Source organism: Rhodoferax saidenbachensis, assembly GCF_031457975.1.
Taxonomy (GTDB): Bacteria; Pseudomonadota; Gammaproteobacteria; order Burkholderiales; family Burkholderiaceae_C; genus Allorhodoferax; species Allorhodoferax saidenbachensis_A.
The window spans coordinates 1-22,644 of the sequence record NZ_JAVDXO010000016.1 but is presented as its reverse complement, the minus strand read 5'-3'; the positions used below and the strand labels follow the sequence as shown (position 1 = coordinate 22,644).

Here is a 22,644-nt window from a genome sequence, read left to right as displayed (position 1 = left end):
ACCCTACTGAACAATAAAACTCGAAAACAAGACGCCTTTAACGGGGTACTCCACATGGACGACCTTCCGTTTCTTTTTCTTGGTGCTGGCGGACTCATCTTCTGCCTCCTCATCACCGCCTCCAAAAGGCACAGCGGCTTCCCGCAAAATATCTTTAGCCAATTTTTCCTTACCTTCGGGCTTCAACAACTCTTCTGCCGTTCGTTGCGAAATCAGCAGCAGAATGCCGCTGCGTATGGCCGGCAGATAGGCTTTGACCGTATCTGAGGAATGCGCATCCTGCACTTCCAGGGTGATGCCGATTTGCGCCACCCGCTCGCCACCCGGGTCCGCCAAATTCACCACCATCGCGTCCAAAGGCAGATAGGCCGGTATGGCTTTGGGGTCCACATGGGCAGCGGCTTTGGCAGGCGCCGCATCTTCCCCATCGTCTGCGGCCGCACGTTGCTTCATGACGAAAAAGGCCCCGCCTCCGCCCAAAACCAATACCAGCACCGCTGCCACGATGATGATCAGCATCTTTTTGCTTTTGGCCGGCGCTTTGCCGGCATCGGCCGCTTCGGGTTTTGCTGACACAGCGATTCCTTAATTACAACAATTCAAAACATTATTCATGTGGCCCCACCGGGCGAAGCACGAATAAACAGGAGGATTTCAGGTCCCCCGCCATTATTGACAGATTCCCGTTGTCACACGAAAAGATCGAGCGTTCGGCCATTGGCCACCCGGGAAGGTCGATTCGCCTCTACCGCCACCGGCTCCAGGGTGCTCACCATCCCACGGCGGCCATCCGGACGCGGCTGCCGCCCCTGGCCCGTCGAAGCATCGCCACTCTGGGACGTGCCCACAGACACCCCCGACAACACCACCCCCTGTCGCCCAAGCAGCTCTTTCAGATGGGTGGAGGCATGCTCCAAGGCATCCCGGGCCTGCAACTCGTCGGTGCGGAAAGACACGTGGGCTTCATTTCCTTGCATCGAAATACTCACCTCCACGGGGTCCACCCCCAGACCGTCCAGCTTCAACTCTGCCTTTTGAACGTCCTGCCCAATCCAATAGGTCACCTGCTCCGCCACGAAGGACTCCACTGTGGCGGCCGCTTGTGTGGAGACCACGCCATCCGCCCCCAGGGGACCTGACGAGGAGGCAAATCCGACCGAGGGGGAGTCGGAGGCGGAGACAGACTTGGCGCCCACCGGCTCTGCGAGCGCTTTTTCCCGCGTAGTGGTTGCGGCTACGGGCAACGCCTCCACTGCAGTTTGAAGCGCTTTGAACATGTCTTGCGGAGACGTTTCTTTGAACTCTTGGGCAACCGATTTGGTGTTGGCGTGGGTCGAGGCAGACAGAGTGCTCTCCACAGCCTCCTGCTTCAGGGCCTGATCACCGCCCCCCTTACCAGGCTTGTGGGCAGAGAACGGATTGATCGGCTGCCCTTCACCGCTCGCATCGCCAAGACCCGAGCCTACTGCAGCCAAAGGGTGTTTGCCGGCCACGCGTGCTGCACCGCCCTCTGGCTGCGCAGGATTCAGGGCTAAGGCTTGTGCCAACAAAGCACTCGCGTCCACGACTGGCGTGTCAGGCGTCGCGCCCGGGGGCAAATCCGCCTGCAGCAAAGTGTCGTCTTGCTCGCTTGGGGCTGTGCTGCTGGAGTCAGTCTTCTCGCCACCATCTGCAGCAGCAAGCAATGCAGAGAATCCGTTCTCGGCGCCCTCCTCTTGTGCACCGCCAGCACCACGGGCTTTTCCAGTTGCGGAGTGCTCCGCGGGCTTAACGGGGCTCGCCTTGGGGCTCATTTCAATGGTCATCGTGTGTCTCCGAAAGCTGGGGTATTGCGGTTTCTGGCGTACAGCAATGCGGCCATTTCATCCATGCGCGCTTGCTCGCGGCGCTGCTCCAGTAAAGCGGCCTGGGCTTGGCGCCTGCGCAACACCTGCTGCAGACCGGTCACGCGGCATTCCGCTTGCAGCAAGGCATGCTTGGCAACGCTTTCCAGATGCAGCAGGTTGGCGATCGCTCCCTCCTGCATGCCAATAGCCTGTTGCAACCGGGCCACGAACTGGTAGTGGTGCCGGACCAGCTCCGCAGACAAGGCCACCGCCGCGGCCCCGGTCCAGCGCGCATCGGTGTCAGCGGCATAGGTTTGCAACTGCAACATCTGCTGACGTCCAAATATCAGGTTGCGCTGCGCCTCGGCCAATTGTTTGGCGCGCTCGTCGCGCTGGCGCTCCGCCAGCTCAATGGCCAGAAGAAAGCCTTTCATGCGCCCACCTGCGTCAACGAAGTGCTGGCCGCCATGTCTTGCCACGCAGCCTCCAACGAAGCCGCTTCAAACATATCTTGCTGCAAGAACTGGTGCATACCAGGTTGCAGTGCAATCGCTTCGTCCAGCATAGGGTCTGAACCCCGGGCATAGGCGCCAATTTGGACCAGATCCCGACCTTTCTCATAGCGGGAGTACAGGCTGCGAAAGCGCCTTGCCAGCTCAAAATGCTCGCGCGACACCACGTTGTGCATGACGCGCGATGCCGACTGTTCTACGTCGATCGCGGGGTAATGCCCCGCTTCTGCCAGACTGCGCGACAACACAATGTGCCCGTCCAGAATGGCACGGGCCGCATCGGCAATAGGATCTTGCTGGTCGTCGCCCTCTGACAGCACGGTGTAGAACGCCGTAATCGAGCCCACACCATGCAAGCCATTACCGCTACGCTCCACCAGCTGCGGCAACTTGGCAAAACACGAAGGCGGATAACCCTTGGTGGCCGGCGGTTCGCCAATGGCCAGCGCAATCTCACGCTGGGCCATAGCGTAGCGGGTAAGGGAGTCCATCAGCAGCAACACATGTTGCCCTTTGTCACGAAAATACTCTGCAATGGCCGTGGCATACGAAGCCCCCTGCATGCGCAGCAAGGGCGGCGCATCGGCCGGAGCCGCTACCACCACCGATCGCGCGCGGCCATCGGCACCCAAGATGTCTTCGATGAATTCTTTGACTTCGCGTCCCCGCTCGCCGATCAGGCCCACCACGATCACGTCTGCCTGCGTGTAGCGCGCCATCATGCCCAGCAGCACGCTTTTGCCCACGCCAGAGCCTGCAAACAGGCCCAGGCGCTGCCCGCGCCCTACTGTCAACAAAGCGTTGATGGCCCGCACGCCGGTATCCAGCGATTCGCGCACCGGCGCCCGGTCCATCGCGTTGATGGGTTTGCGGTCCAGCGGCTTGGACACCACTTCCGCCAGGGGCCCCATGCGGTCCATAGGGTTGCCCTGCGAATCCACGACACGGCCCAGCAAGCCATCACCCAACGGCAGGCGCAGCATGCCTGCCGCGGCCAGATCGGGCGGCAGCGCCGCCGCACCCAAGCGCGGTACGGGCACATAAGCCGCCGCCGGAGCCACCCCGGCGCCGCTGGAGAGGCCATGCACATCGCCCGCAGGCATCAAAAACGCTTTGTCACCCGAAAACCCGACCACTTCGGCCAGCACAGAAGGACGAGCCTTCATAGTGACCACGCACTGGGAACCCACGGGCACACGGATGCCGCTGGCTTCCAGTACCAAGCCCGTCAAGCGCGTCAAAGTGCCGCGCACCTCCAACGTGGAATCTTGGGACACCTGCGAGCGGGCATCGTCCAGAAACGACTGCCACTTGGTAGGTGCCATGTCATGCTGCGTCATGGTCATCCTCCCAAGCGTTTTCCAGGCCTAGGCTGGCGACAGCACGCTTCCAACGCTTCTCCACCGTACCGTCCACCACCGTACCCGCCGATTCGACCAGGCAGCCACCCCGCGTGATGGAGGCGTCTGGCAGCAAAGTCAGCGACAAGCTGGAGAATTCCTGGCGCAGCACCTCGGCCAACACTTCCATGTCCAGCGGATTCAGCCGCACCAGCGCAGCCTTGCTGTCAATCGCCAACACGCTCAGGGCTTCACGTACCACGGGCTGCAGGGCATTGGGGTTGGTGGACATTTCATGGCGCAGCACCTGCCTGGCCACTTCACACGCCAGTTCCAGCACGCCTTTGGCCATCACCTGCTCGGACTCTGCCAACTGGGCGCGGACGGTTTCGAACAGCTGGCCAAACGTGCGCGCGGTTTCCTGGCCCTGGGTTGCGATGTATTCGGTGATCTGGCGCTGGCCTTCAAGCGTCGCCTGGGCGTGGCCCTGGGTGTAGCCTTGGGAGTAACCGTCAGTAAATCCGGCCTTGCGAAAGTTCTCTTCCTTGGCCTGCTCTTCGAGCGAGGCTTGCGCCTTGAGCTTGGCAGCGAACCGGACCGAGGCCTGGTCCACCGCGCCAAAGTCCCATTCGGTCACCGTGCCGACTTCTTCGCCGGGAATAAAGCGGGCGTGCTGGCTGCGTGTCATCAGACCATGGCGTCGTCGCCACCTCCGCCGCCAATGACAATTTGCCCTTCGTCCGCCAAACGGCGCACGGTCTTGAGGATTTCCTTCTGCTGCGCCTCGACTTCGGACAGACGCATGGGGCCACGCGACTCCAGATCTTCGCGCAAGGTCGCAGCAGCACGGGACGACATATTGGAGAGAATTTTTTCCTTGAGCTCGGGCTGTGCGCCTTTCAAAGCCACGATAAGTACGTCGGACGACACTTCCTTGAGCACCATCTGAATGGCCTTGTCGTCCAGCTTGATCACATCGTCGAACACGAACATCTTGTCCATGATCTTCTGGGCCAGATCGGCGTCATGGCTGCGGATGGATTCAATCACCGTGCCCTCAATAGCGGTGCCCATCAGGTTGATCATTTCCGCAGCCGTCTTGATGCCACCCAGCGACGACTTGCGGATCTTGTCACCACCGGCCAGCACCTTGAACAACACCTCGTTCAGGTCTTTCAAGGCGGTGGGCTGGATACCTTCCATGGTGGCTACCCGCAGCATGACTTCATTGCGTTGGCGCTCCGTCAAATGCTTGAGCACATCAGCCGCCTGGTCATAGTCCAGGTGCACCAGAATGGCTGCCACGATTTGGGGGTGTTCGTTGCGCAGTAGCTCGGCCACCGACAGCGGGTCCATCCACTTCAGGCTTTCAATGCCGGAAACATCGCCCCCCTGCAAGATGCGGTCAATCAGCAGCGCAGCCTTGTCATCCCCCAGGGCCAGCTTGAGCACAGAACGCACGTAATCGCCCGAGTTGGACACCAACAGACTCTGCGATGCCGCCACCCCGGTGAATTTTTCCACCACTTCGTCCACCCGCTCGCGGGAGAGCTGGGTGGTCTTGGCAATGGCCTCGCCCAAGCGCTGCACTTCCTTGGGGGACAGGTGCTTGAACACCTCCGATGCCTCGGATTCGCCCAGAGACATCATGAGGATCGCCGCGTCTTGGAGTCCGTCGTCGTTTGCCATGGTGGTATTTTGCTCCGCCCGTCAGGCCGGTGCTTCTCCGCTCATCCATGCTTTGACAATATTGGCCACCGCCGCAGGGTTGTCGCGGGTGAGCTTGCGGGCGTCTTCGAGGCGCTGTTCGGCCGCCGTGGCCTGTGTCGGGTCGGTAGACGTGGTGCCGTAGCCCGTCAATTGCGGACGATCCGGCTGGTCGGCCTCCAGGGCATCCAACTGCCCGGAACGGTCAAGATCGATATCGGCGCCGCGCGGAGGCTGGGCCAACGACTTCATGGCGGGACGAATGACACCCAGCAAGACCAAGGCAGCGAGACCCAGAGTACCCAGGGGCCAGGCCATGCTGCGGGCCAGATCCACCACTTCAGGCTGGCGCCACAGCGGAATGTCGGTCGTGTCCACCTTGTCAGCGGCAAAAGCGGCGTTCACCACATTCACCGAGTCACCACGCTCCTGGTTAAAGCCCACGGTCTCGCGCACCAGCGCCGTCATTTTTTGAATCTGCGCTTCGGTCAATGGCGTGCTGGTAGTCTTGCCCTTGTCGTCTGTAGCGTTCTGGTTGTTCACCACCACCGCAGCATTGATGCGCTTGATCACACCGGTTGCACCCTTGACCACGCGCACAGTCTTGTCCACCTCGTAATTGATGATGGACTCTTTCTTGGACGAGGCACCCGCCCCTGGGCCTGAACCCGACTGCCCACTGGCAGCCACGGTTTGGGCCTGGCCGTTGATAGGGGCCGAGGGTTGGGCAGGCGGCTGGTTGGTGGTGGCACCGGGCACGCCAGAGGGCGCGCCGGACTGGGAACCGTTGGTGCTCTCCACCAGTTGCTGGCTGCGCACGGCGCCGCTGTCGGGGGTCTGGTTAGGCTTGTGCGATTCGGTGGTGGATTCGGTCTGGGAGAAATCCAGCTCCGCAGTGACTTGGGCCTTGACGTTTTGCTTGCCCACCAGAGGCTCCAGCATATCGAGAATACGGCGGCTGTAGAGCTGCTCTATTTGTTGCACATATTGCAACTGCTCGGCGTCCACGCCGGCGAGCCCGCCGCCTTCGGTCTGCGACAGCAGCTTGCCCGTGTCATCCAGCACACTAACTGCGGAGGGGTTCATCTCCGGCACGCTGGATGCGACCAGGTGCACGATACCAGCGAGCTGCGTGCGGTCCAGTGTGCGGCCTGGGTGCAGGCTCAGCAGCACGGAAGCAGAGGGTTTTTGCTGTTCACGGAAGAAGCCGTTCTGGTTGGGCAACGCCAAATGCACGCGGGCGCTGGACACGGAAGACAAAGCCTGGATGGAGCGAGTGAGCTCACCTTCCAGGCCGCGTTGAAAGGTCAAGCGTTCCTGGAACTGTGTCATGCCGAAGCGGTTGGCTTCCATCATCTCAAAGCCATTGACCGACCCTTTGGGCAAGCCCAGGGATGCGAGTTTCAGGCGCACATCATGGACCCGGTCAGCGGGCACCAGGATGGAGCCGCCGCCTTCGGTGTATTTGTAGGGGATGTTGAGTGTCGTGAGCTGCGAGATGACGGCGCCGCCGTCCTTGTCTGCCAAGTTGGAATAGAGCACGCGCCATTCGGCTTGTCGCCCCATCACCAGTCCGATCACACCAATGGCCACAAACAGCACAATCCCCAGCGCCAGGCGCAGCCGTTGCCCCTGGTCCAAGGCAGCAAGGCGCTGGCCTATGGTGGGGTTCACGGGAATGGTGGCGACTGCAGGCATGTGGGTATTTCCAGCTCGTTGGGGCGCAAGTTGGCCTCTTGAATGGGCTTGATTATTCGACCCACCCCCGAAAACATTAGGACGATAAGCACCCGCTTTACCCACCAATTCAAAATAATGGCGCGTCACCCCCAGTTATAGGATCGCTGCACCCCAATCCCCCCAGGGAGAAGCAGCATGGACCTCAAACTCAACCCCGTATCAATGCCCACCACGATCCGCCCCAACACCGGGGTGCGGCCTGCGGCCTCGACCGCGTCGGAAGGGGTGGGCGGTAGCTTCTCAGGGGCACTCAAAAGCGCGCTGAGCTCAGTCAGCGCAGCCCAGAACGAATCCACCCGCCTGCAGCAGGAAGTGCAGATGGAAAACCCCAAGGTGAGCCTGGAAGAAACCATGGTGGCCATCCAGAAAGCCCAGATTGGCTTCCAGGCCACGCTGCACGTGCGCAACCGCATGGTGCAGGCGTATACCGACATCATGAACATGCAGGTCTGAATTGGATCTTTCGCCTGATTTTGATATAAAACAAGGCTCTAGCCCTCGTGGAATATGCGGGAGGAGCTATAAATTACATAGCAAATCACCTTTCCCGGAGACACCCCCATGGCAGAGAATGTGATTCAAAACTTCCTCGACACCAGCTTTGACCATGAGGGACGTGCGGTTCAAGTAGCCATGACTCCCGAGGAACACCGAGCGCTGTTCGATCGCATCCAAACCCAATGGACCGGGTATGGCGAGAGTGAGCCCTTTGCCTCAGTTCTCTCCGATGAACAGTTCCTCAAGGAAAACATCCAGCAAAACATGCACATCCTGGAGGCCTCAGGCAACGAAGTGGTGCGAAGACTGCATGTGGTCGCCGAACGCAACCAGGTGACATTGACCAAGGGCAAGTGTTTGGAATTGGGCTGTGGCGTCGGTCGCATCACCAAGCCCTTGTCTCAGCTGTTCAACCACGTCGTCGCTGCCGATATATCTCCAGGCAATCTGGAAGTTTGCAAAAAACATGTGCAGGACGCTAGTGCGCACAATGTAGAAGCGCTGCTGCTGCAATCACCCGAACATGTGACAGCGGTCAAAGACATTGACGCTTTTGTGTCCATTATCGTGCTGCAGCACAACCCGCCGCCTGTACAGTACTTCTTGCTCGACAGCATTCTTGGCAATATCGTCCCCGGAGGAGTAGCCTTCTTTCAAACAGCAACCTTCAACCCCGGATATGCCTATCAAATTGGCCACCACTTGGCCCTGGACACCGAGGCGTTTGAATCCTGGAGCCTGCATTGCCTACCCATGAAGCACATCTTGCAACTCTTCAGGAAACACGGGATGGACGTGCTGGAGGTGGTCGAAGACGGTCAGACCGGTGGGCTGCACAACCGCTTCCACTCCCATACTTTTTTCGCAGTCAAGCCGTAGCAGTGTTCCCAGCAATCGGCTGGGCGAAAAAGTGGCTCAGACCCTGCTCCATGTCTTGACCAGTTTTCGCCATGTCCGCCAGGAATTTTTCCACCAGTCCACCAATATGGGGCAACGTTCCATTGGCATAGTCAGGTGCGCACCATTTCACAAAATAAGCGGTCATCAACGCCGCCTTGTAGGCCGGGCGAAACTGGAGCGGTAGATTCACACATGCAAGGTCCGCCACTTCGCTGACGTATTGAAACTGCATGTTCATGATGCGTACCATAGCCGCAGAGTCTGTCTCTGACAGGCCCATGTGCTTATCCAGGTACCCAGCCGTACTGGTACCGGAGATGCGCTGGTAAAACACCGCGTCCGGAACGTAAATCACGTCGCCATACGTGGACACCTCGGCAATGAACATCACGTCCAGAGCCGGGCATTTGTAGCGGAAGTCCACACTGCGGACGATGGATGCCGGCATCAGGCCGTGGATAGCCACGTTGCTGGAGGTTAGCGTGATGATGCTGAAAGGGTTGAAGGATTTGTACTGGCCCACAAGCTGCGGTGTCTTGCCCGCGTACTCCCCCAACACCTCATCGGCTTTGGTCAGCGCCACACCTTTGCCACATACTAGCGAGGCGCTGGGATTTACATTTTTGGCACGCAGCAACAACTCCACATAGTGTGGATCAATCCAGTCGTGCCCGCCGATATGAATGAAAAAGTCGTGGTCCAGCGCCTTTAGTTTGGCCCACATGAAGAGCGCGTGATCCAGCGCCGTGCAATGCTCCGGCGGAGACCAGAGCTGGATATTGGGGTGCGTAGCCATGAAGCGGGCCACAATTTCGCCCGACCCATCGGTAGAGTGATTGTCCGAAATGATCAGATCCACCGCCTGGTGTGTCTGTGCCAACACCGTTTCAAGGGTACGGGCGAGGTGCTTGGCCTCGTTGTAGATAGGCATCCAAAATGCGACTCGTTGCATAGTAGGTATCACTGCGATGTAGAAAGGGAGGCCCGTGCATCCTGCCGCTGCTGCGCCTTGGTCTTTAGCAGGTCTTTGAGCATGGCCCCCAAGCTCATCTGGCCCTGGATCAGACCACTCACCCCCGGTTGTGCGGCAAACGCGTTGAGCGTGGACTGAAAGGTGGCGAAATGGTGGTTGTAGCGCAGCAGGTAGAGCGAGAAGGCACTGGTCCTGAACAGTTCCTGCGCGATCGAGGGCTGCCCTTGGGTGGACTGGTCAATGATGTCGGACAGCCATGCCAGCTGCACATACATGTCATTGGCAGCGGCCTCATCCCCAGCCGCCGCCGTAAAGTGCTTTTCCAGATAATTGGCACTGGGGGGGGCCCGGCGCAGGTACATGTGCGCATCATCGATTGGCGTGATGGATCCATGAATGGCCGCCTCGGCCACATACAGGTGATCACCGCCGACACAGGGGTGGCGATACAACACGCTCTTTCGCACCGACTGGCGCCATAGCCCAAAAATAGGCGTGTTGTACATCAAGGTAATCAGCGTGAGAATCGCGTCGAAAGTGCCGTTCATATACCCAGACTCGTGGCACACGGGCCAGCGCCGGGTCACGGTGTCCTGCTCGTCAATCTCGAACGAGTTTCGCTGGTAGGCGATGGCGCAAGATGGCTTGTCTTTCAAATGCTTCACGCTGCTGGAGAACACGTTGTGGGACAACAAGTCGTGCCCGCCGAGCATCATGCTGGCGAAGTAGTCCCCATGATTCACCTCGTTCGCCAGAAAGCAAAAATTGCCATAGGAATTGAGCTTTTCCCTCGGGCGCAGCACTTTCACCCGGCTGTCCCGTGCCTCCAAAGTACGCAACTTGGCCAGCGTCCCATCGGTGGAGTGGTTTTCCGAGATGAGCAGGTCAAAGTCTGCATAGTCTTGCGCAAGGATGCTGGTCACCGTTTTCTCGATGTAGGCCTCCTCGTTGTGCACTGGGATAAATACGGCAATCTTGCTCATACGTGCGTATCCGGGATCAGAGCCGACGCAGGTATCCGTCCGGGGCCACCGTAAGCTGCAATTTGTCCTGGATGGTCTTGTCAATCTCAAAACCGGGGTTGCCCTTGAGGTATTCCCAGACAGCAGTCTTCGGATTGTCACCTGGTCCCCAGGGACGATCTGGGAACATTTCTTTGGGCATGTCTTCCACCACGGTGTCGAACACCACGCAGTAGCTGCCCTTGGAAGTCAGGGGCGCATAGGCCTGCAACTCTGCCAGCACATGGGCGTGCGTGTGATTGCTATCCAAGCACACCAGCACCCTCGAGTACTGGGCTGCAATGTCATGGACCTGTTTGACGATGCCCGCGTCAATACTGGAACCCTGCACCATCTGAATACGCGAGGCCATGGGATGAGCCTCGATGGCCTTACGGTTGTGCTCGCGGATATCAATGTCAATGCCCAGCACCTTGCGTTTGGATTTGCGGGGGTCCAGCATGGTGCCCGCTTCAATCGCCTCGCATAGATCCAGTTGGGCCAACATCGATGCGCTAAAAATCAGGGACCCGCCATGGGCAATGCCCGTCTCAATAATCAAGTCCGGTTTGACAGCCCAAATCAGCTCCTGCATGGCCACCATGTCCTGCGGGAACTGAATGATAGGGCGTCCCATCCAGTCAAAATGGTAGGAGTACTTGTACTCACACAGACGGTTCAGCAGCTTGTTGGCCTCTTGTCCCAGTGCGGCGTCCTTCGCCATCAGCGCAATCGAATCAGTCTCAATCATTTTTAGCTCCAAGTAATCTTGCCGGATTGCCGACAACCACAGAATCATCTGGCACGTCACGCGTGACGACCGCACCAGCACCGACCACGACATTCCTTCCAATGCGAAGTCGTGGCAAAACCACCGCACGGGCACCAACCATGGTGTTCTCTTCAACGGTGACGCAGCCACACAGCACCGCACCGGGCGCAATATGAACACCATCTCCCAATACACACTCGTGGTCGACATTGGCATTGTTGTTCACAATGCATGCCTTTCCCATCACCACGTCAGCCGCCACGACCGCGTTGGCCAACACTTGGCTGCCCTGACCTATCTGTGCAGTGGGCGATATCGAGGCGCGGGGGTGCGCCAGCAACGGTAACAGCAATCCCGCATCCTGTAGTGACTGTGCAATCATCAGGCGATCCCGCCCGCGTGCGCCACCGATGGCGACCCCTGCATACAGACCCTCTATAGAGATTTGTGCTTTCAACCACGCATCCAGGCCCGCCAGACCAAGGTAAAGCGGAACGTCCTTCAGGCACGACTGGGCGTGCGGATTATTGTCAAACAAGGCCACAACCTGTCCCTGATGAAGCCCAATGACGTCCGCCAGAACCTTGGCGTGCCCTGCACTGCCCCACAGGACAAAGCGACCAGCCAAGTCACGCACGGCAGCATCTTTCAATCACCGTCGCTACACGGTCGATTTCGGCCGGAGAGATATCGTGAAAACTGGGAAGGTTGATGGCACGCGTAGGGATATCCCATGCAGTTCGGTTGGTGGAACAAGGAGTGAACATGGGCAAGGACGAGAGGGGGTGAAAAAACACCCGGGCGTCAATGTTGTCAGCCTGAAATGCTGCCTGCAATTGCTCACGGGAAATACCTTTATCTTGGTCCAGCACGACTGTAGGCATCCAGGCGCCAATAGTGACACCGGGGAATTCCGGGTTCAACCTGACCCCCTGCAACCCGCCCAGACGTTCGCAGTACTGCCTATAGATCTTTCGCTTGACAGCAATCAGCTCGTCTACACGCACCAATTGGGCACAGCCTATGGCGGCCTGGATATTGGACATCTTGTACTTGAACCCCAGCACATCAGGCCAAAACTGCTTGGTTTGTCCGCGTGCGCGACCGTGGTTGCTCAAGGTCAGAACCTTTTCGAAGAGGGCAGCGTCGTTGGTCACGAAAATGCCGCCTTCCCCGGTGGTGAGCGTCTTGGTCCCATGAAAGGAAAACGCACCAAACGCCCCCATGGAACCCGCCCGTTTGCCGTGGAAAACCGAGCCTATGGCCTCGGCGGCATCCTCGATCACGGGAATGCCGTGCCGCGCCCCAATCGCTAACAACCGGTCCATGTCACACAGATTGCCATACAGGTGCACAGCAACAATAGCTTTGGTCCGTGGAGTGATTGCCTTCTCGACTTGGGCTGGGTCCAGACACCAAGTGTCAGGGAGGATGTCCACAAACACCGGTGTTGCGCCCAAGTGCACGATGGGCGAGGCAGTAGCAATCCAGTTGGTATCCGCCAGGATTACCTCATCGCCAGGACCCACGCCCAATGCGGCCATCCCCATATGCAGTGCACCAGTGCAGCTGGAAGTAGCTATGGCATAGCCTACGCCAAGATGCCCTTTGAACTCCGCCTCAAAGCGGTTGATGTAGTCATAGCAGCGATCACCCCAGCCATTCGCCGCAGCATCGGTGGCGTACTCGACCTCCAGCGCGGTGATCGAAGGCTTGGTATAGAGGATACGGGCATTCATACAACCTCCAGGTGCGGCACCGCCGTGACAAATAGGGTACCCAACTCTGCCAGCGCGGCGTTCTGGGTACGTACCTCTGCAGCGATATTCCAAGGAAGGATCAGCACATAATCAGGCCGATTTTCCAGCAGTGCGGAAGGCGGCAGGATGGGGATATGGCTGCCTGGCATGTACTGGCCCTGCTTGGCCACAGCGGCATCGCAGACAAAGGGCAGCAGGTCTGGCTTGACGCCGCCGTAGTTCAGCAGCGTGTTGCCTTTGGCCGCAGCGCCATAGGCGGCCACGGTTTTATTCAGGCGCTTTTGCTCAATCAAAAAAGCCAGCAGCGCGTTCTTCACACCGTCTGCGCGGGCCTGGAAGGACTGGTAAGTGGCCAAGTGCTGTAGGCCCTGACTCTGTTCTTCTTCTAGTATCGCTGCCACGGCGGATGTGCTGGTGCGGACGTCGGCGGCATGGCAGCCGTAAACACGCAGGCTGCCGCCATGTGTGGGCAGGCGCTCCACATGCCAGACGCGCAGGCCGGCGGCGCGGAAGATGCGCTCCACGGTATAGAGCGACAAGTAAGAGAAGTGCTCGTGGTAGACCGTGTCGAACTGGGTCTGCGCCAGCAGTTGTAGCAGGTGCGGAAACTCCAGTGTCACTGTGCCGCCGGGCTTGAGCGCTGCCGTCAAGCCGCGCGTGAAGTCGTTAATGTCTGGCACGTGGGCGTACACGTTGTTGCCAGCAATCAGGTCGGCCTGCTGCCCCTGTGAGGCGAGCTTCTTGCCCAACGCTTCCCCGAAAAATTCACGCAGTACGGGGATGCCGAGCGCTTCGGCGGCATCGGCAGTGCTGGCGGTGGGCTCAATGCCTAAGCACGGAATGCCGGCTGCAACAAAGTTCTTCAGCAGGTAACCATCATTGGAAGCCACCTCTATCACCAGACTCGAAGCGCGCAGCTGCAATTGCTGCGTCATTTGAGCCACGTAGCGTGCTGCGTGGTCCAGCCACCCGGTGGACGTGCTGGAGAAGTAGGCGTACTCGGCGCTGAAGAGTTCGTCCGCCTGGGCGTAGTCCTCCGTCTGCACCAACCAGCAATGGGCGCAGACCTTGACCTTCAGTGGGTAGTATTTTTCGGGCTTCACCAAGTCGGTGGCCTTCAGGTAGGCGTTGGACGGTGGGGCAAAACCAAGATCCAGAAACGTGTGTTCCAGCGGGGTGGCGCAGTGACGGCATTTCATAGCGTCAAACCTTTAAACAAAGCGTTGAGCAGGGGATGCTGGGCATCACGGGGGGAGAGTTCGGCAATCGGAAGCGGCCAGACGATGGCCAGGCGCGGGTCCTGTGCTGACAGGCCTGCCTCGGCCTGCGCCACATAGGGAGCCGAATGCAGGTAGACCATTTCGCAGTCTTCCGTCAGCGTCTGAAAACCGTGCGCAAAGCCCTGCGGAATCAGCAGCGAGCGGTGGTTCTGCGCCGAGAGCTCGACCGCATGCCACTGCAAAAAGGTGGGCGAGCCGGCACGCACATCCACAGCCACATCCCACACGGCGCCGCGTATGCATGTGACCAGCTTGGTCTCGGCATGCGGCGGGTGCTGGAAATGCAGGCCCCGCACCACGCCCCGCTGGGCGGTATAGGTGTGGTTGACCTGGGCTACGGCGCCGGTCCAGCCGGCATCGGCCAGTTCTTCTGCACAAAACAGGCGTGTGAGAAAACCGCGCGCGTCGCCCAGCACCTGACGCTCCAGGCACAGCAGGCCGGCCAAGGGGGTCTCGGTGCGCGTGAAGCGGCTCATGGAGTGCCCGCCGCAGCCTCGAAAGCTACGATGTCGTCCGTGCAAGCCGCCGCCGCATTGGTGCCGCTGCCGCAGCGGCGGTACCAATCCATGGTGCGCTGCACGGTCTGGGCTAGAGTCCACCGTGGCGCCACGCCAAGCTGGGTGCGGGCCTTGGCTACTTCGAGCGCGAGCCAGCCGGCTTCATGTGGGCCTTCGCTACCATCGCCCCAAGCCACCTCGCCACGTCTATACGTGTGTTGGGCCAGTTGCACCACGTCGCGCACGGTGGCGGCTTCGTGGGTCTGCGGGCCAAAGTTGTAGGCGCCGGCCAGGGCCGGCTGCGCCACCAGCTGCTCCGCCAGCCGCAGGTAGCCGCACAGAGGTTCGAGCACATGCTGCCAAGGCCGCACGGCCTGGGGGCGGCGAATCTGCAGGGCTTGCCCCGCATCCCAGGCACGAATCGCATCGGGGATGAGCCGGTCCTCAGACCAGTCGCCGCCGCCAATCACATTGCCGGCGCGCGCCGAGGCCACCGCCACCTGGCGCTCGGCCAAAAAGGACGCGCGGTAACTCGCGATTGCTATTTCAGACGCAGCCTTGCTGGCGCTGTAGGGGTCATGTCCGCCCAAGGCATCGCTTTCGCGGTAGGGAAAGGAGTGCTCCAGGTTCTGGTACACCTTGTCGGTGGTGACCACCACCACGGCACGCACCGAATCCACGGTGCGCAGCGCTTCCAGTGTGTGCACGGTGCCCATCACATTGGTTGCAAAGGTAGACACAGGATCCCGATAGCTCGCGCGCACCAGCGCTTGTGCGGCAAGGTGAAGCACTATATCGGGCTGGCTGCGTTGCACTAAGGCGGCCAGCGCTGCAGCATCGCGGATATCGCCCAAATGGCTTTGGCAGCTGCTGGCAATCTGCGCGAGCTCGAACAGGCTGGGTACGGTAGCCGGTGGCAGAGCCAGGCCCACCACCTGGGCGCCCAAGCGCTGCAGCCACAGCGCCAGCCAGGCGCCTTTGAAGCCGGTGTGGCCCGTGAGCAGCACGCGCTTGCCGTGCCAGAAGGACGGGTCGGGATTGGCCAGTTGCGTCATTGCCAGGACTTCCAGGGCGCCTTTCCCGTCGCCCATAGGTCTTCCAGCAAATTCTTCTCGCGCAACGTGTCCATGGGCTGCCAAAAGCCTTCGTGCTCGAACGCCATCATCTCGCCCCGCTTGGCCAGCTCAACCAGGGGTTCGCCTTCCCAGCTACTGGTGTCGCCGTCAATAAAGTCCAGGCATTTGGGAGACAGTACAAAAAATCCGCCATTAATGAGGCCCCCATCGCCACGGGGCTTCTCCGTAAAGCCCGTAACCTGATCACCCTCGCGGTTGAGTGCACCATAGCGGCCAGGAGGCTGCACTGCCGTCACAGTGGCCAGCTTTCCATGCTTGCGGTGAAACGCAATGGAAGCCCCAATGTTCACATCGCTAACCCCATCGCCGTACGTGAAGCAGAATGCTTCTTCTTTTTCAATGTAGCTGGCTACCCGCTTAAGGCGTCCGCCGGTTAGCGTCTCCTCGCCAGTGTCCACCAGCGTGACGCGCCACGGCTCGGCCTTATGCTGGTGCACTTCCATCCGGTTGTCCGCCATGTCGAAGGTCACGTCGGACATGTGCAGGAAGTAGTTAGCAAAGTATTCCTTGATCACATAGCCCTTGTAGCCGCAGCAGATGACGAACTCGTTGACACCGTGCGACGAATACATTTTCATGATGTGCCACAAGATGGGCTTGCCACCGATGAGCACCATGGGCTTGGGCTTCAAGTGGGTTTCTTCGGAAATCCGGCTGCCCAGGCCACCGGCCAATAGCACTGCTTTCATTGCGTCTCCTTTTCAGCGCTTTTGTATCAGGATCAAGACGGCACTGCGGCCATAGCACGCCGTACCGACTGCAACAACAACGCGGTATTGCGAAATGTACTGTTGGACGTGCTGACAATTTGCGAATGGGACAGTACCAGCAGGTCAATCAGTGCGTCTTCCACACTGATGGCATTGCGGTTCACGTTGCAGGCATACACCCGCCCACTGTGATCGGCCGTAGGCGTGTTCCAGGTGCCATCCACCAATTTTTCGACATAGGCACGCTTGGGGTACATCACCACATTGGGCAAGGCGCCGAAGCGCTGCTCCACATCCTTGTCGTCGGAGCAGACAAAGAACTGCTTGTGCGGCACATCCCGCACCAATTGGTAGAGGTTGGTATCGTCCGAACCGTTGCTGCCAAAGTCGGTTTTGCGGATGTGAATGCCGAAGTACTCGGATAGGTTGCGGCTTTCCATGAACGCCTGGGCCTGGGCTACCAGGGCAGGCTGAAACTGCAACTTGCGCACCTGGGCGTGTACCACAGCGGCTTCCAGAAAGGCTGGAATCAGTGGTGTGTGGAAGTGCACATCCTTGTCGCTGGAGCGCAGATAGTCCAGCGCGCCGTCCAGGCTGGGCATCTGCAACGGTGACTGGAAGGGAAAACCCATGCCTAGATGGTCTTCGATGGTGAAGAACAGAAACTTGTCTTTTTCCGGTGCATAGGATGAGAGCTCTCTCTCCACCACCTGGGCTGGCGTAGCAAACAACTCATCGTAAGAGGCACCGCACCAGTTGTTGCAAGGCCAGACGACGACGGGATGCAGCCCCGCCAGCTCGGCAATGGCCAGACCGGCCACGAGGCCATTGAACCGGTTACCAAAGCCACCGTCGCAGTAAATATGGATAGAGCGCATGGTCGAGGGCATTTCTGTTAATGCATCAGGTTCAGGAGTTGGTCTACCGGGACACGCCAGTCGTGAATCGAGGGTCGTGGCACCAGGCCGTTTGCAGCGGTTGTCTTGGCGTTCGTTTGCACCAACAATTCCACCAAGTGGTCGAGATCAGGCTCGCAGTAGCCTGCCACGTGCCGGTCTTGCACCAGGGCATTGCGGTACATGGTGGAACGTATCTTGCGGGCACCGGGCCCGTGGGCGAAGTCGTCCGTGGCACCGCCCTCGGTCACGATCACGGGCACGTTGCAGACCATGGCCTCATACACCGGCAGATTGAATCCCTCGGCCCGGTACGGCGATACATAGCAGTCACACACGTTGTACATGCTGTTCATCTGGTCCATCGTCAGGTTGGCCGGGATCAGGGTGATGGCATTGAGCACGTCATTGGACAGCAAGCCGGCCGCCGCCAGGGTGGACTGCACAAAGCTCTCACCCGAAATGCCGTAAGTATTGCGCTGGTCCTTGAAGACCAGGCGCAGGTCCTTGCGCGTCTGGCGAGCCAGGGCAAATCCCTTGAGCAGCACATCAATGCCCTTGTTCCAAATCGCAGCGCCAATGTTCAGCAACAGCACCTCATCCGGCCGAAACCCCAATGCCGCCCGCTGGGCCGCATTGGCGTCTGCCGCCAGGGGCCTGAAGTAGTCGCTGCTGGCGCCATGGGGCACCACGTGCACGGTGGCAGGTTGGAGACCAAACTCAATGATGCGGTCGCGCGACCACTGGCTGGGTGTGACAACCACGCCTCCGCTGGCTTCAAACTGCGCAACATCGCTGCCAGGGGCAAAGTACTTCGCATCCAGCCCGCACTCGGTCACCGCAAAAACAGCCAGCCGGCGCCCCTGTTGCGCCGGGCGCAAGTCCACGGGAGAGAAGATGCGGAACTGCCAGTCCGCCACATCCCCAACCTGGGCCAGGGGAATGCTGGAGAGTGCAGCCTCATCGGCGGCATGGAATCCGGCGCCATTCACCGTGCGATTCCAGTGCGGGTAGTGGAAAGGGGCATCGATATGCCGCAAATCGGTGTCCTGCCGACGGATCATTTCTAGCAGCTGAAACTGGTTGACCAAGGCAAACGAGTGGTTGATACCACGCCAGCCTTCTACAACCAGTGTTTTTCGCGATGCGTTCATGTGCTGCTAATTAGTAATGAAATTGGGCTCTAGCCCCCGTCGAATATGCGCCAACAGCTATGCAATGTATAGCAAATAGCGACCCGTCGCGCGGAAACTGCATATGGCCATCCTACTGTGCCCCTCGGATGGCACTGCACGGATTTGCCGGGTAAAGCGAATGTTATTCAACCGACCGTGGCCTAACATACCCGCCAAAGCGATGCTAAGGGTGGTGCACCTCAAGGCTCGCGAGCGGCTTCGCCCAGGCCTTTGGTCAGTGGCCATGCTAAGTAAGACATCACCGTGCGCTTGCCCACAATCACCTCCGCCGTCACGGTCATTCCAGGCAGCAACCTGGCGCTGTCTAACATGTTCTTGAGTGCCGCGCCGTCCAACGTGATGCGCGCCATATAGTAGACGTCGCCATTGCTCTTGGCGGAACTGTCCCGGCGGAAGGCATCTTCACTGAGCGTCCGGATTTTGGCGCTCAAAGTGCCGTGGCGCTGAAACGGAAATGCATCCAGCTTGAGCTTGGCCTCATCCCCGACCTTGACATACCCGATATCGGCGGAGTCGATTTGGACCTCCGCTTCCAACTTGGCGTTCAAGGGCACCAAGGTGAAAAATGTCTCCGCTTCACGCACGATGGACCCGGGTGAGAGTTTGGCAATGTCCAGTACCACCGCATCCACAGGCGCAGTCAACGTGACGAGTCGGCGGCGTTTGTCGGCTTTCTGAATTTGCTCGCGAACGGCATCCCGCTCACGCGTGACGTTCAGCAGGTCTTCCATGGTCTTTTGGCGCCAGCCTTTTTCAAAGGCCGTCTTCTCGGCCTCCGCTGCGGCCAGCTCCCGAACGATCTCTTGCTCCCGATTGGCAACGGACTCCAGGTCGCGCTCCACTTCCTTGCTCTTGATTTGCGCCTCCATGAGTTGAATGGGCGCGCCAAACTTCTGCGCCACCATCTTTTCTTGCATGGTCTCAATGTTCTTGAGGGACGCAAGGCGGGCCGCCGCCAGCTTCTGATCCCGACGATTGGTCGCCAGCGCCGCGCGCAATCTACCAACGGACTCGGCAATCTTCAACTGCTGGGCCTTGTAGTTGGCACGGCGTTCTGTCAGCAGGTTGGCCTGTAACTGGTCATCCGCGGTGCTGCCCGTCTTGGGCTTCTCCGCCACCTGGCCCGAAAGTTCTTCCTCCAGACCTTTGGCCTGGGTTTCCAGGCTGTCCAGCCGGAGCTGCAACACATTCTCATCCGCCTGGATGAAGGTGGCGTCCAGGGTCGCAAGGGCGTCCCCTTTCTTCACCAGTTGGCCAATCCGCACATCCACGCTCTGAATGATGGAAGTCTCCAGCGGCTGAACCACCACGTTGGGCAAGGGGTTGACCAGACCACCCCGTGCGACCACGACCTGGTCCAGCTCAGAAACCGATGCCCACACCGCGAAAGAAATCACACCCAGCAGCAGCACCCGCAAGGTCACTTGGGCCCAGCGGGGCACAGGGCTCCTCTCCAGCTCATCCGCATCCGGCAAGTACTCAATCGCCGTCTTCCCCTTGGAAGCTTTCGGCTTGTCACTGGAGAACCACTTGCTCATAGGTGGCTCGTCTGTTGGTTCCAGAGCTGCTGGTAGGTCTGGCAACGGGTCAGCAGCTCCTGGTGGCGACCGCTATCCATCAACTTGCCATGCTGCATCACCAGGATCGCGTTGGCGTTCACCAAGGTAGAGAGCCGGTGGGAAATCATGATCACGGTCCGTCCCACGGCGATGCGCGACAAATTGTTGATGAAAATGGATTCACTTTCAGGATCCAGTGCGCTGGCCGCCTCGTCCAGAATCAGAATTCGGGGTTTGGTAAGCAGCGTGCGTGCGATCGATAGCCGTTGCTTTTGCCCCCCTGACAGGTTGGAAGCATTTTCTTCCAACATGGTGTTGTAGCCTTGGGGCAGGCGCTCAATGAACTCCGCGGCGCCCGCGGCGTCTGCCGCCGCCACGATTTCCTCGAACGGAGCCTCCGGTTTCGCGGCCGCGATGTTCTCGCGCACCGTGCCACGGAACAGGAAGTTCTCTTGCAGTACTACGCCGATCTGACGGCGCAAATGTGCGAGCTCAATTTCGCGGGCATCCGTCCTGTCAAAACGAACTATGCCTTCCTGCACGCTGTAAAGGCCCTGGATTAGCTTGGTGAGGGTGGTTTTACCGGAGCCGCTTCGACCCACAATACCAACCACCGTACCGGCCTGAATCGTCAGACTTGCGCGATCCAGCGCCGTAACACTGGAACCTGGGTACCTGAAAGTCACATCGTCGAACGAAATCTCCCCGGCCAGTTCCGGGCGCAACCCGCCTGCGCCAGCTCGCCCCTCGGAGGGTCGATTCATAACTTCGCCCAGCATACGCACCGACAGCGCCACCTCCTGGTACTCGTTCACCAGCGACACAATGGCCAGCAGTGGGGAAATAACGCGGCCGGAAATCATTTGAAACCCGATCAAGGCGCCGACCGACAGAGTCTGATCAAACACTTGTTGTGTTCCGATGACGATGATCACGACGGGCAACAATTTCCCCAGAAAGTCGGTAATAGCGTTTCCGGTAATCGCTACTTTGCCCACCCGGAAGTGCATGTTGATTGACTGTGCAGATCGCTGATCCCACAAACGACGTTGTGCCGGCTCGATGGCCAAAGCTTTGACCGTACGCATACCGTGGATAGTCTCCACCAGCATGGATTGCCGCTGACCTTCCGCAGTGTTGAGGTCATTGAGACGACGCTGAAAGATGGGCACCATGGCCATCACCACTCCTGCAATCATCAAGGTGAATACCAAGGTGATCAGCGCCAACTTGACCGAGTAGGCAAACAGGATCGGCAAGAAAATGAGCAGTGAAGTGGCATCCAATGCAGTAAAGAACATCCGACCTGTCAGAAAGGCTCGTATACGCTCCACCTGTTGCATGTAGCGCGTCACGACCCCAGCAGTGGTGGTCTCAAAATAATCGATGGGCAGTGACAGCAGGTGTGCAAAGGTTCTGCGCGTCAACCGCATATCAATTTTGTTCGACGCGGAGATGGTCAGAATCTGCCGCAAAAACCCAAGCAATGAGTCGAAAACCAATGCAATCACTACGCCAACGCCAAGCACCCAGAGCGTGGAGATACTTTGGTGGACAAGCACTTTGTCGATCACCAACTGGAAAAACATGGGGGATGCCAGGGCGAGGATGTGCATGGCCATGGCAGCCAGCGCGATATCGCGAAACGCTGTCTTTTGCTTCAGAATTTCAGGAATGAACCACCTAAACCCGAATGGCTGACTCACCTCTGCAGAAGCGAAGATTCGCTTCATAAAGAACACTTCACCCTGCCACTGGGCGCAGAACTTCTCTCGCCCCACCATAAGTACCGCGGTGGGATTGTCCGCCAGCGGGTTCAGGATGGCGACTTGCCCACCCTCATTAGGGGTCGCCGCCATGACAATGACGCAATTGCCGTCGCCCATTCTGGCAATCACGGGGAAAACGCCTCCTTGTGCCAGCAAGGAATCCCAGCTTAGTTTGTCTACCCGCGCTTTCAGCCCGATGTCTGCAGCAATACGCAGTACCGTGGCAACGGACGGTTCTTCCCCCGCCAGAGCGTAGTCTTCGATGAGACGCTCAGGGTTGATGGGCAACCGGTGGTGCTGCGCAACTGCGGCCAAGCACTGAATGGTCGTATGAGGAAAGCGATCTGCCATTGTTGTTGATAGCCCAACTTGGGATCAACTATTTCAACATGGCACTGCCGGCGTAAACCCCTCAATTGGGGCAAGAATTGCCGCTATTTTGAATCGCGACCAGCGAGCAGCATATCCCCAGCCTGCGGGTCCTGAATGCCGGTGAGTTTCAAGGATGTCGTGGTCGGCACCCCCAGTGACGGGCTACCCATCGCAGTTCCATTCACATCGAACTGTTTCAT

Annotated in this window: 22 protein-coding genes; 2 read left to right on the top strand and 20 right to left on the bottom strand. The window is 59.1% G+C overall.

The features are described 5' to 3' along the window. Positions 1–3: 3 nt before the first annotated feature. The 7 genes from J2X15_RS20955 to fliF all read right to left on the bottom strand — a co-directional run bounded on the left by J2X15_RS20955 (position 4) and on the right by fliF (position 7,083). On the bottom strand, positions 4–576 hold the full coding sequence (locus tag J2X15_RS20955; RefSeq protein WP_310346925.1) for a flagellar basal body-associated FliL family protein: 573 nt from the start codon (positions 574–576) through the stop codon (positions 4–6). 113 nt (positions 577–689) lie between these two features. After that, on the bottom strand, positions 690–1,805 hold the full coding sequence (locus tag J2X15_RS20950; protein WP_310346922.1) for a flagellar hook-length control protein FliK: 1,116 nt from the start codon (positions 1,803–1,805) through the stop codon (positions 690–692). Then, on the bottom strand, positions 1,802–2,260 hold the full coding sequence (locus J2X15_RS20945; RefSeq protein WP_310346919.1) for a flagellar export protein FliJ: 459 nt from the start codon (positions 2,258–2,260) through the stop codon (positions 1,802–1,804). Before J2X15_RS20945 ends, J2X15_RS20950 begins: the two co-directional genes overlap by 4 nt. Further along, on the bottom strand, positions 2,257–3,663 hold the full coding sequence (gene fliI / locus J2X15_RS20940) for a flagellar protein export ATPase FliI (protein ID WP_409034320.1): 1,407 nt from the start codon (positions 3,661–3,663) through the stop codon (positions 2,257–2,259). The genes J2X15_RS20945 and fliI overlap by 4 nt, the downstream gene beginning before the upstream one ends. A 1-nt stretch (position 3,664) precedes the next feature. Beyond that, positions 3,665–4,366, bottom strand: a complete 702-nt coding sequence (locus tag J2X15_RS20935) for a flagellar assembly protein FliH (protein ID WP_310346913.1) — start codon at positions 4,364–4,366, stop codon at positions 3,665–3,667. Next, on the bottom strand, positions 4,366–5,367 hold the full coding sequence (fliG, locus tag J2X15_RS20930; RefSeq protein ID WP_310346910.1) for a flagellar motor switch protein FliG: 1,002 nt from the start codon (positions 5,365–5,367) through the stop codon (positions 4,366–4,368). Before fliG ends, J2X15_RS20935 begins: the two co-directional genes overlap by 1 nt. A gap of 21 nt (positions 5,368–5,388) precedes the next feature. Continuing rightward, positions 5,389–7,083: a flagellar basal-body MS-ring/collar protein FliF gene (gene fliF / locus J2X15_RS20925; protein WP_310346908.1), complete on the bottom strand. Its 1,695-nt coding sequence runs from the start codon at positions 7,081–7,083 to the stop codon at positions 5,389–5,391. 177 nt (positions 7,084–7,260) lie between these two features. Between fliF and fliE the strand changes: the two genes are divergently transcribed. Together fliE and J2X15_RS20915 are read left to right on the top strand one after the other, a co-directional pair. After that, on the top strand, positions 7,261–7,578 hold the full coding sequence (fliE, locus tag J2X15_RS20920; RefSeq protein ID WP_310346905.1) for a flagellar hook-basal body complex protein FliE: 318 nt from the start codon (positions 7,261–7,263) through the stop codon (positions 7,576–7,578). A 108-nt stretch (positions 7,579–7,686) separates the two neighbouring features. Continuing rightward, a complete protein-coding gene (locus J2X15_RS20915; RefSeq protein ID WP_310346902.1) occupies positions 7,687–8,502 on the top strand; it encodes a class I SAM-dependent methyltransferase in 816 nt (271 codons plus the stop codon). On the opposite strand, the gene J2X15_RS20910 is transcribed toward J2X15_RS20915, so the two are convergent. The 13 genes from J2X15_RS20910 to J2X15_RS20850 form a co-directional block, all read right to left on the bottom strand. Next, positions 8,492–9,454 (bottom strand): glycosyltransferase family 2 protein, encoded by a 963-nt coding sequence (locus tag J2X15_RS20910; RefSeq protein ID WP_310346900.1) that lies wholly within the window; start codon positions 9,452–9,454, stop codon positions 8,492–8,494. The genes J2X15_RS20915 and J2X15_RS20910 overlap by 11 nt on opposite strands. Before the next feature lie 29 nt (positions 9,455–9,483). Continuing rightward, positions 9,484–10,479, bottom strand: a complete 996-nt coding sequence (locus J2X15_RS20905; protein ID WP_310346897.1) for a glycosyltransferase family 2 protein — start codon at positions 10,477–10,479, stop codon at positions 9,484–9,486. A 16-nt stretch (positions 10,480–10,495) separates the two neighbouring features. Continuing rightward, positions 10,496–11,248 carry a cephalosporin hydroxylase family protein gene (locus J2X15_RS20900; RefSeq protein WP_409034319.1) on the bottom strand — a complete coding sequence of 251 codons (753 nt, stop codon included), beginning with the start codon at positions 11,246–11,248 and terminating at the stop codon, positions 10,496–10,498. Continuing rightward, the gene (locus tag J2X15_RS20895) at positions 11,241–11,921 is read right to left on the bottom strand and encodes a NeuD/PglB/VioB family sugar acetyltransferase (protein WP_310346894.1); all 681 of its coding nucleotides are present in this window, start codon (positions 11,919–11,921) and stop codon (positions 11,241–11,243) included. Before J2X15_RS20895 ends, J2X15_RS20900 begins: the two co-directional genes overlap by 8 nt. Further along, on the bottom strand, positions 11,899–13,008 hold the full coding sequence (locus J2X15_RS20890) for a DegT/DnrJ/EryC1/StrS family aminotransferase (protein ID WP_310346891.1): 1,110 nt from the start codon (positions 13,006–13,008) through the stop codon (positions 11,899–11,901). Before J2X15_RS20890 ends, J2X15_RS20895 begins: the two co-directional genes overlap by 23 nt. Then, positions 13,005–14,228, bottom strand: coding sequence for a methyltransferase domain-containing protein (locus tag J2X15_RS20885; RefSeq protein WP_310346888.1), 1,224 nt, complete (start codon positions 14,226–14,228; stop codon positions 13,005–13,007). The genes J2X15_RS20890 and J2X15_RS20885 overlap by 4 nt, the downstream gene beginning before the upstream one ends. Beyond that, positions 14,225–14,785 (bottom strand): dTDP-4-dehydrorhamnose 3,5-epimerase, encoded by a 561-nt coding sequence (gene rfbC / locus J2X15_RS20880; RefSeq protein WP_310346886.1) that lies wholly within the window; start codon positions 14,783–14,785, stop codon positions 14,225–14,227. Before rfbC ends, J2X15_RS20885 begins: the two co-directional genes overlap by 4 nt. Continuing rightward, positions 14,782–15,897, bottom strand: a complete 1,116-nt coding sequence (rfbG, locus tag J2X15_RS20875; protein ID WP_310346884.1) for a CDP-glucose 4,6-dehydratase — start codon at positions 15,895–15,897, stop codon at positions 14,782–14,784. The genes rfbC and rfbG overlap by 4 nt, the downstream gene beginning before the upstream one ends. Further along, positions 15,858–16,631 (bottom strand): glucose-1-phosphate cytidylyltransferase, encoded by a 774-nt coding sequence (gene rfbF, locus J2X15_RS20870; RefSeq protein ID WP_310346880.1) that lies wholly within the window; start codon positions 16,629–16,631, stop codon positions 15,858–15,860. The genes rfbG and rfbF overlap by 40 nt, the downstream gene beginning before the upstream one ends. A 32-nt stretch (positions 16,632–16,663) precedes the next feature. Continuing rightward, positions 16,664–17,530: an O-fucosyltransferase family protein gene (locus J2X15_RS20865; RefSeq protein WP_310346877.1), complete on the bottom strand. Its 867-nt coding sequence runs from the start codon at positions 17,528–17,530 to the stop codon at positions 16,664–16,666. Between the two features lie 17 nt (positions 17,531–17,547). Then, a complete protein-coding gene (locus tag J2X15_RS20860) occupies positions 17,548–18,702 on the bottom strand; it encodes a glycosyltransferase (RefSeq protein ID WP_310346874.1) in 1,155 nt (384 codons plus the stop codon). A gap of 221 nt (positions 18,703–18,923) precedes the next feature. Continuing rightward, the gene (locus J2X15_RS20855; protein ID WP_310346872.1) at positions 18,924–20,282 is read right to left on the bottom strand and encodes an HlyD family type I secretion periplasmic adaptor subunit; all 1,359 of its coding nucleotides are present in this window, start codon (positions 20,280–20,282) and stop codon (positions 18,924–18,926) included. Then, on the bottom strand, positions 20,279–22,423 hold the full coding sequence (locus J2X15_RS20850; RefSeq protein WP_310346869.1) for a peptidase domain-containing ABC transporter: 2,145 nt from the start codon (positions 22,421–22,423) through the stop codon (positions 20,279–20,281). Before J2X15_RS20850 ends, J2X15_RS20855 begins: the two co-directional genes overlap by 4 nt. Positions 22,424–22,644 lie beyond the last annotated feature (221 nt).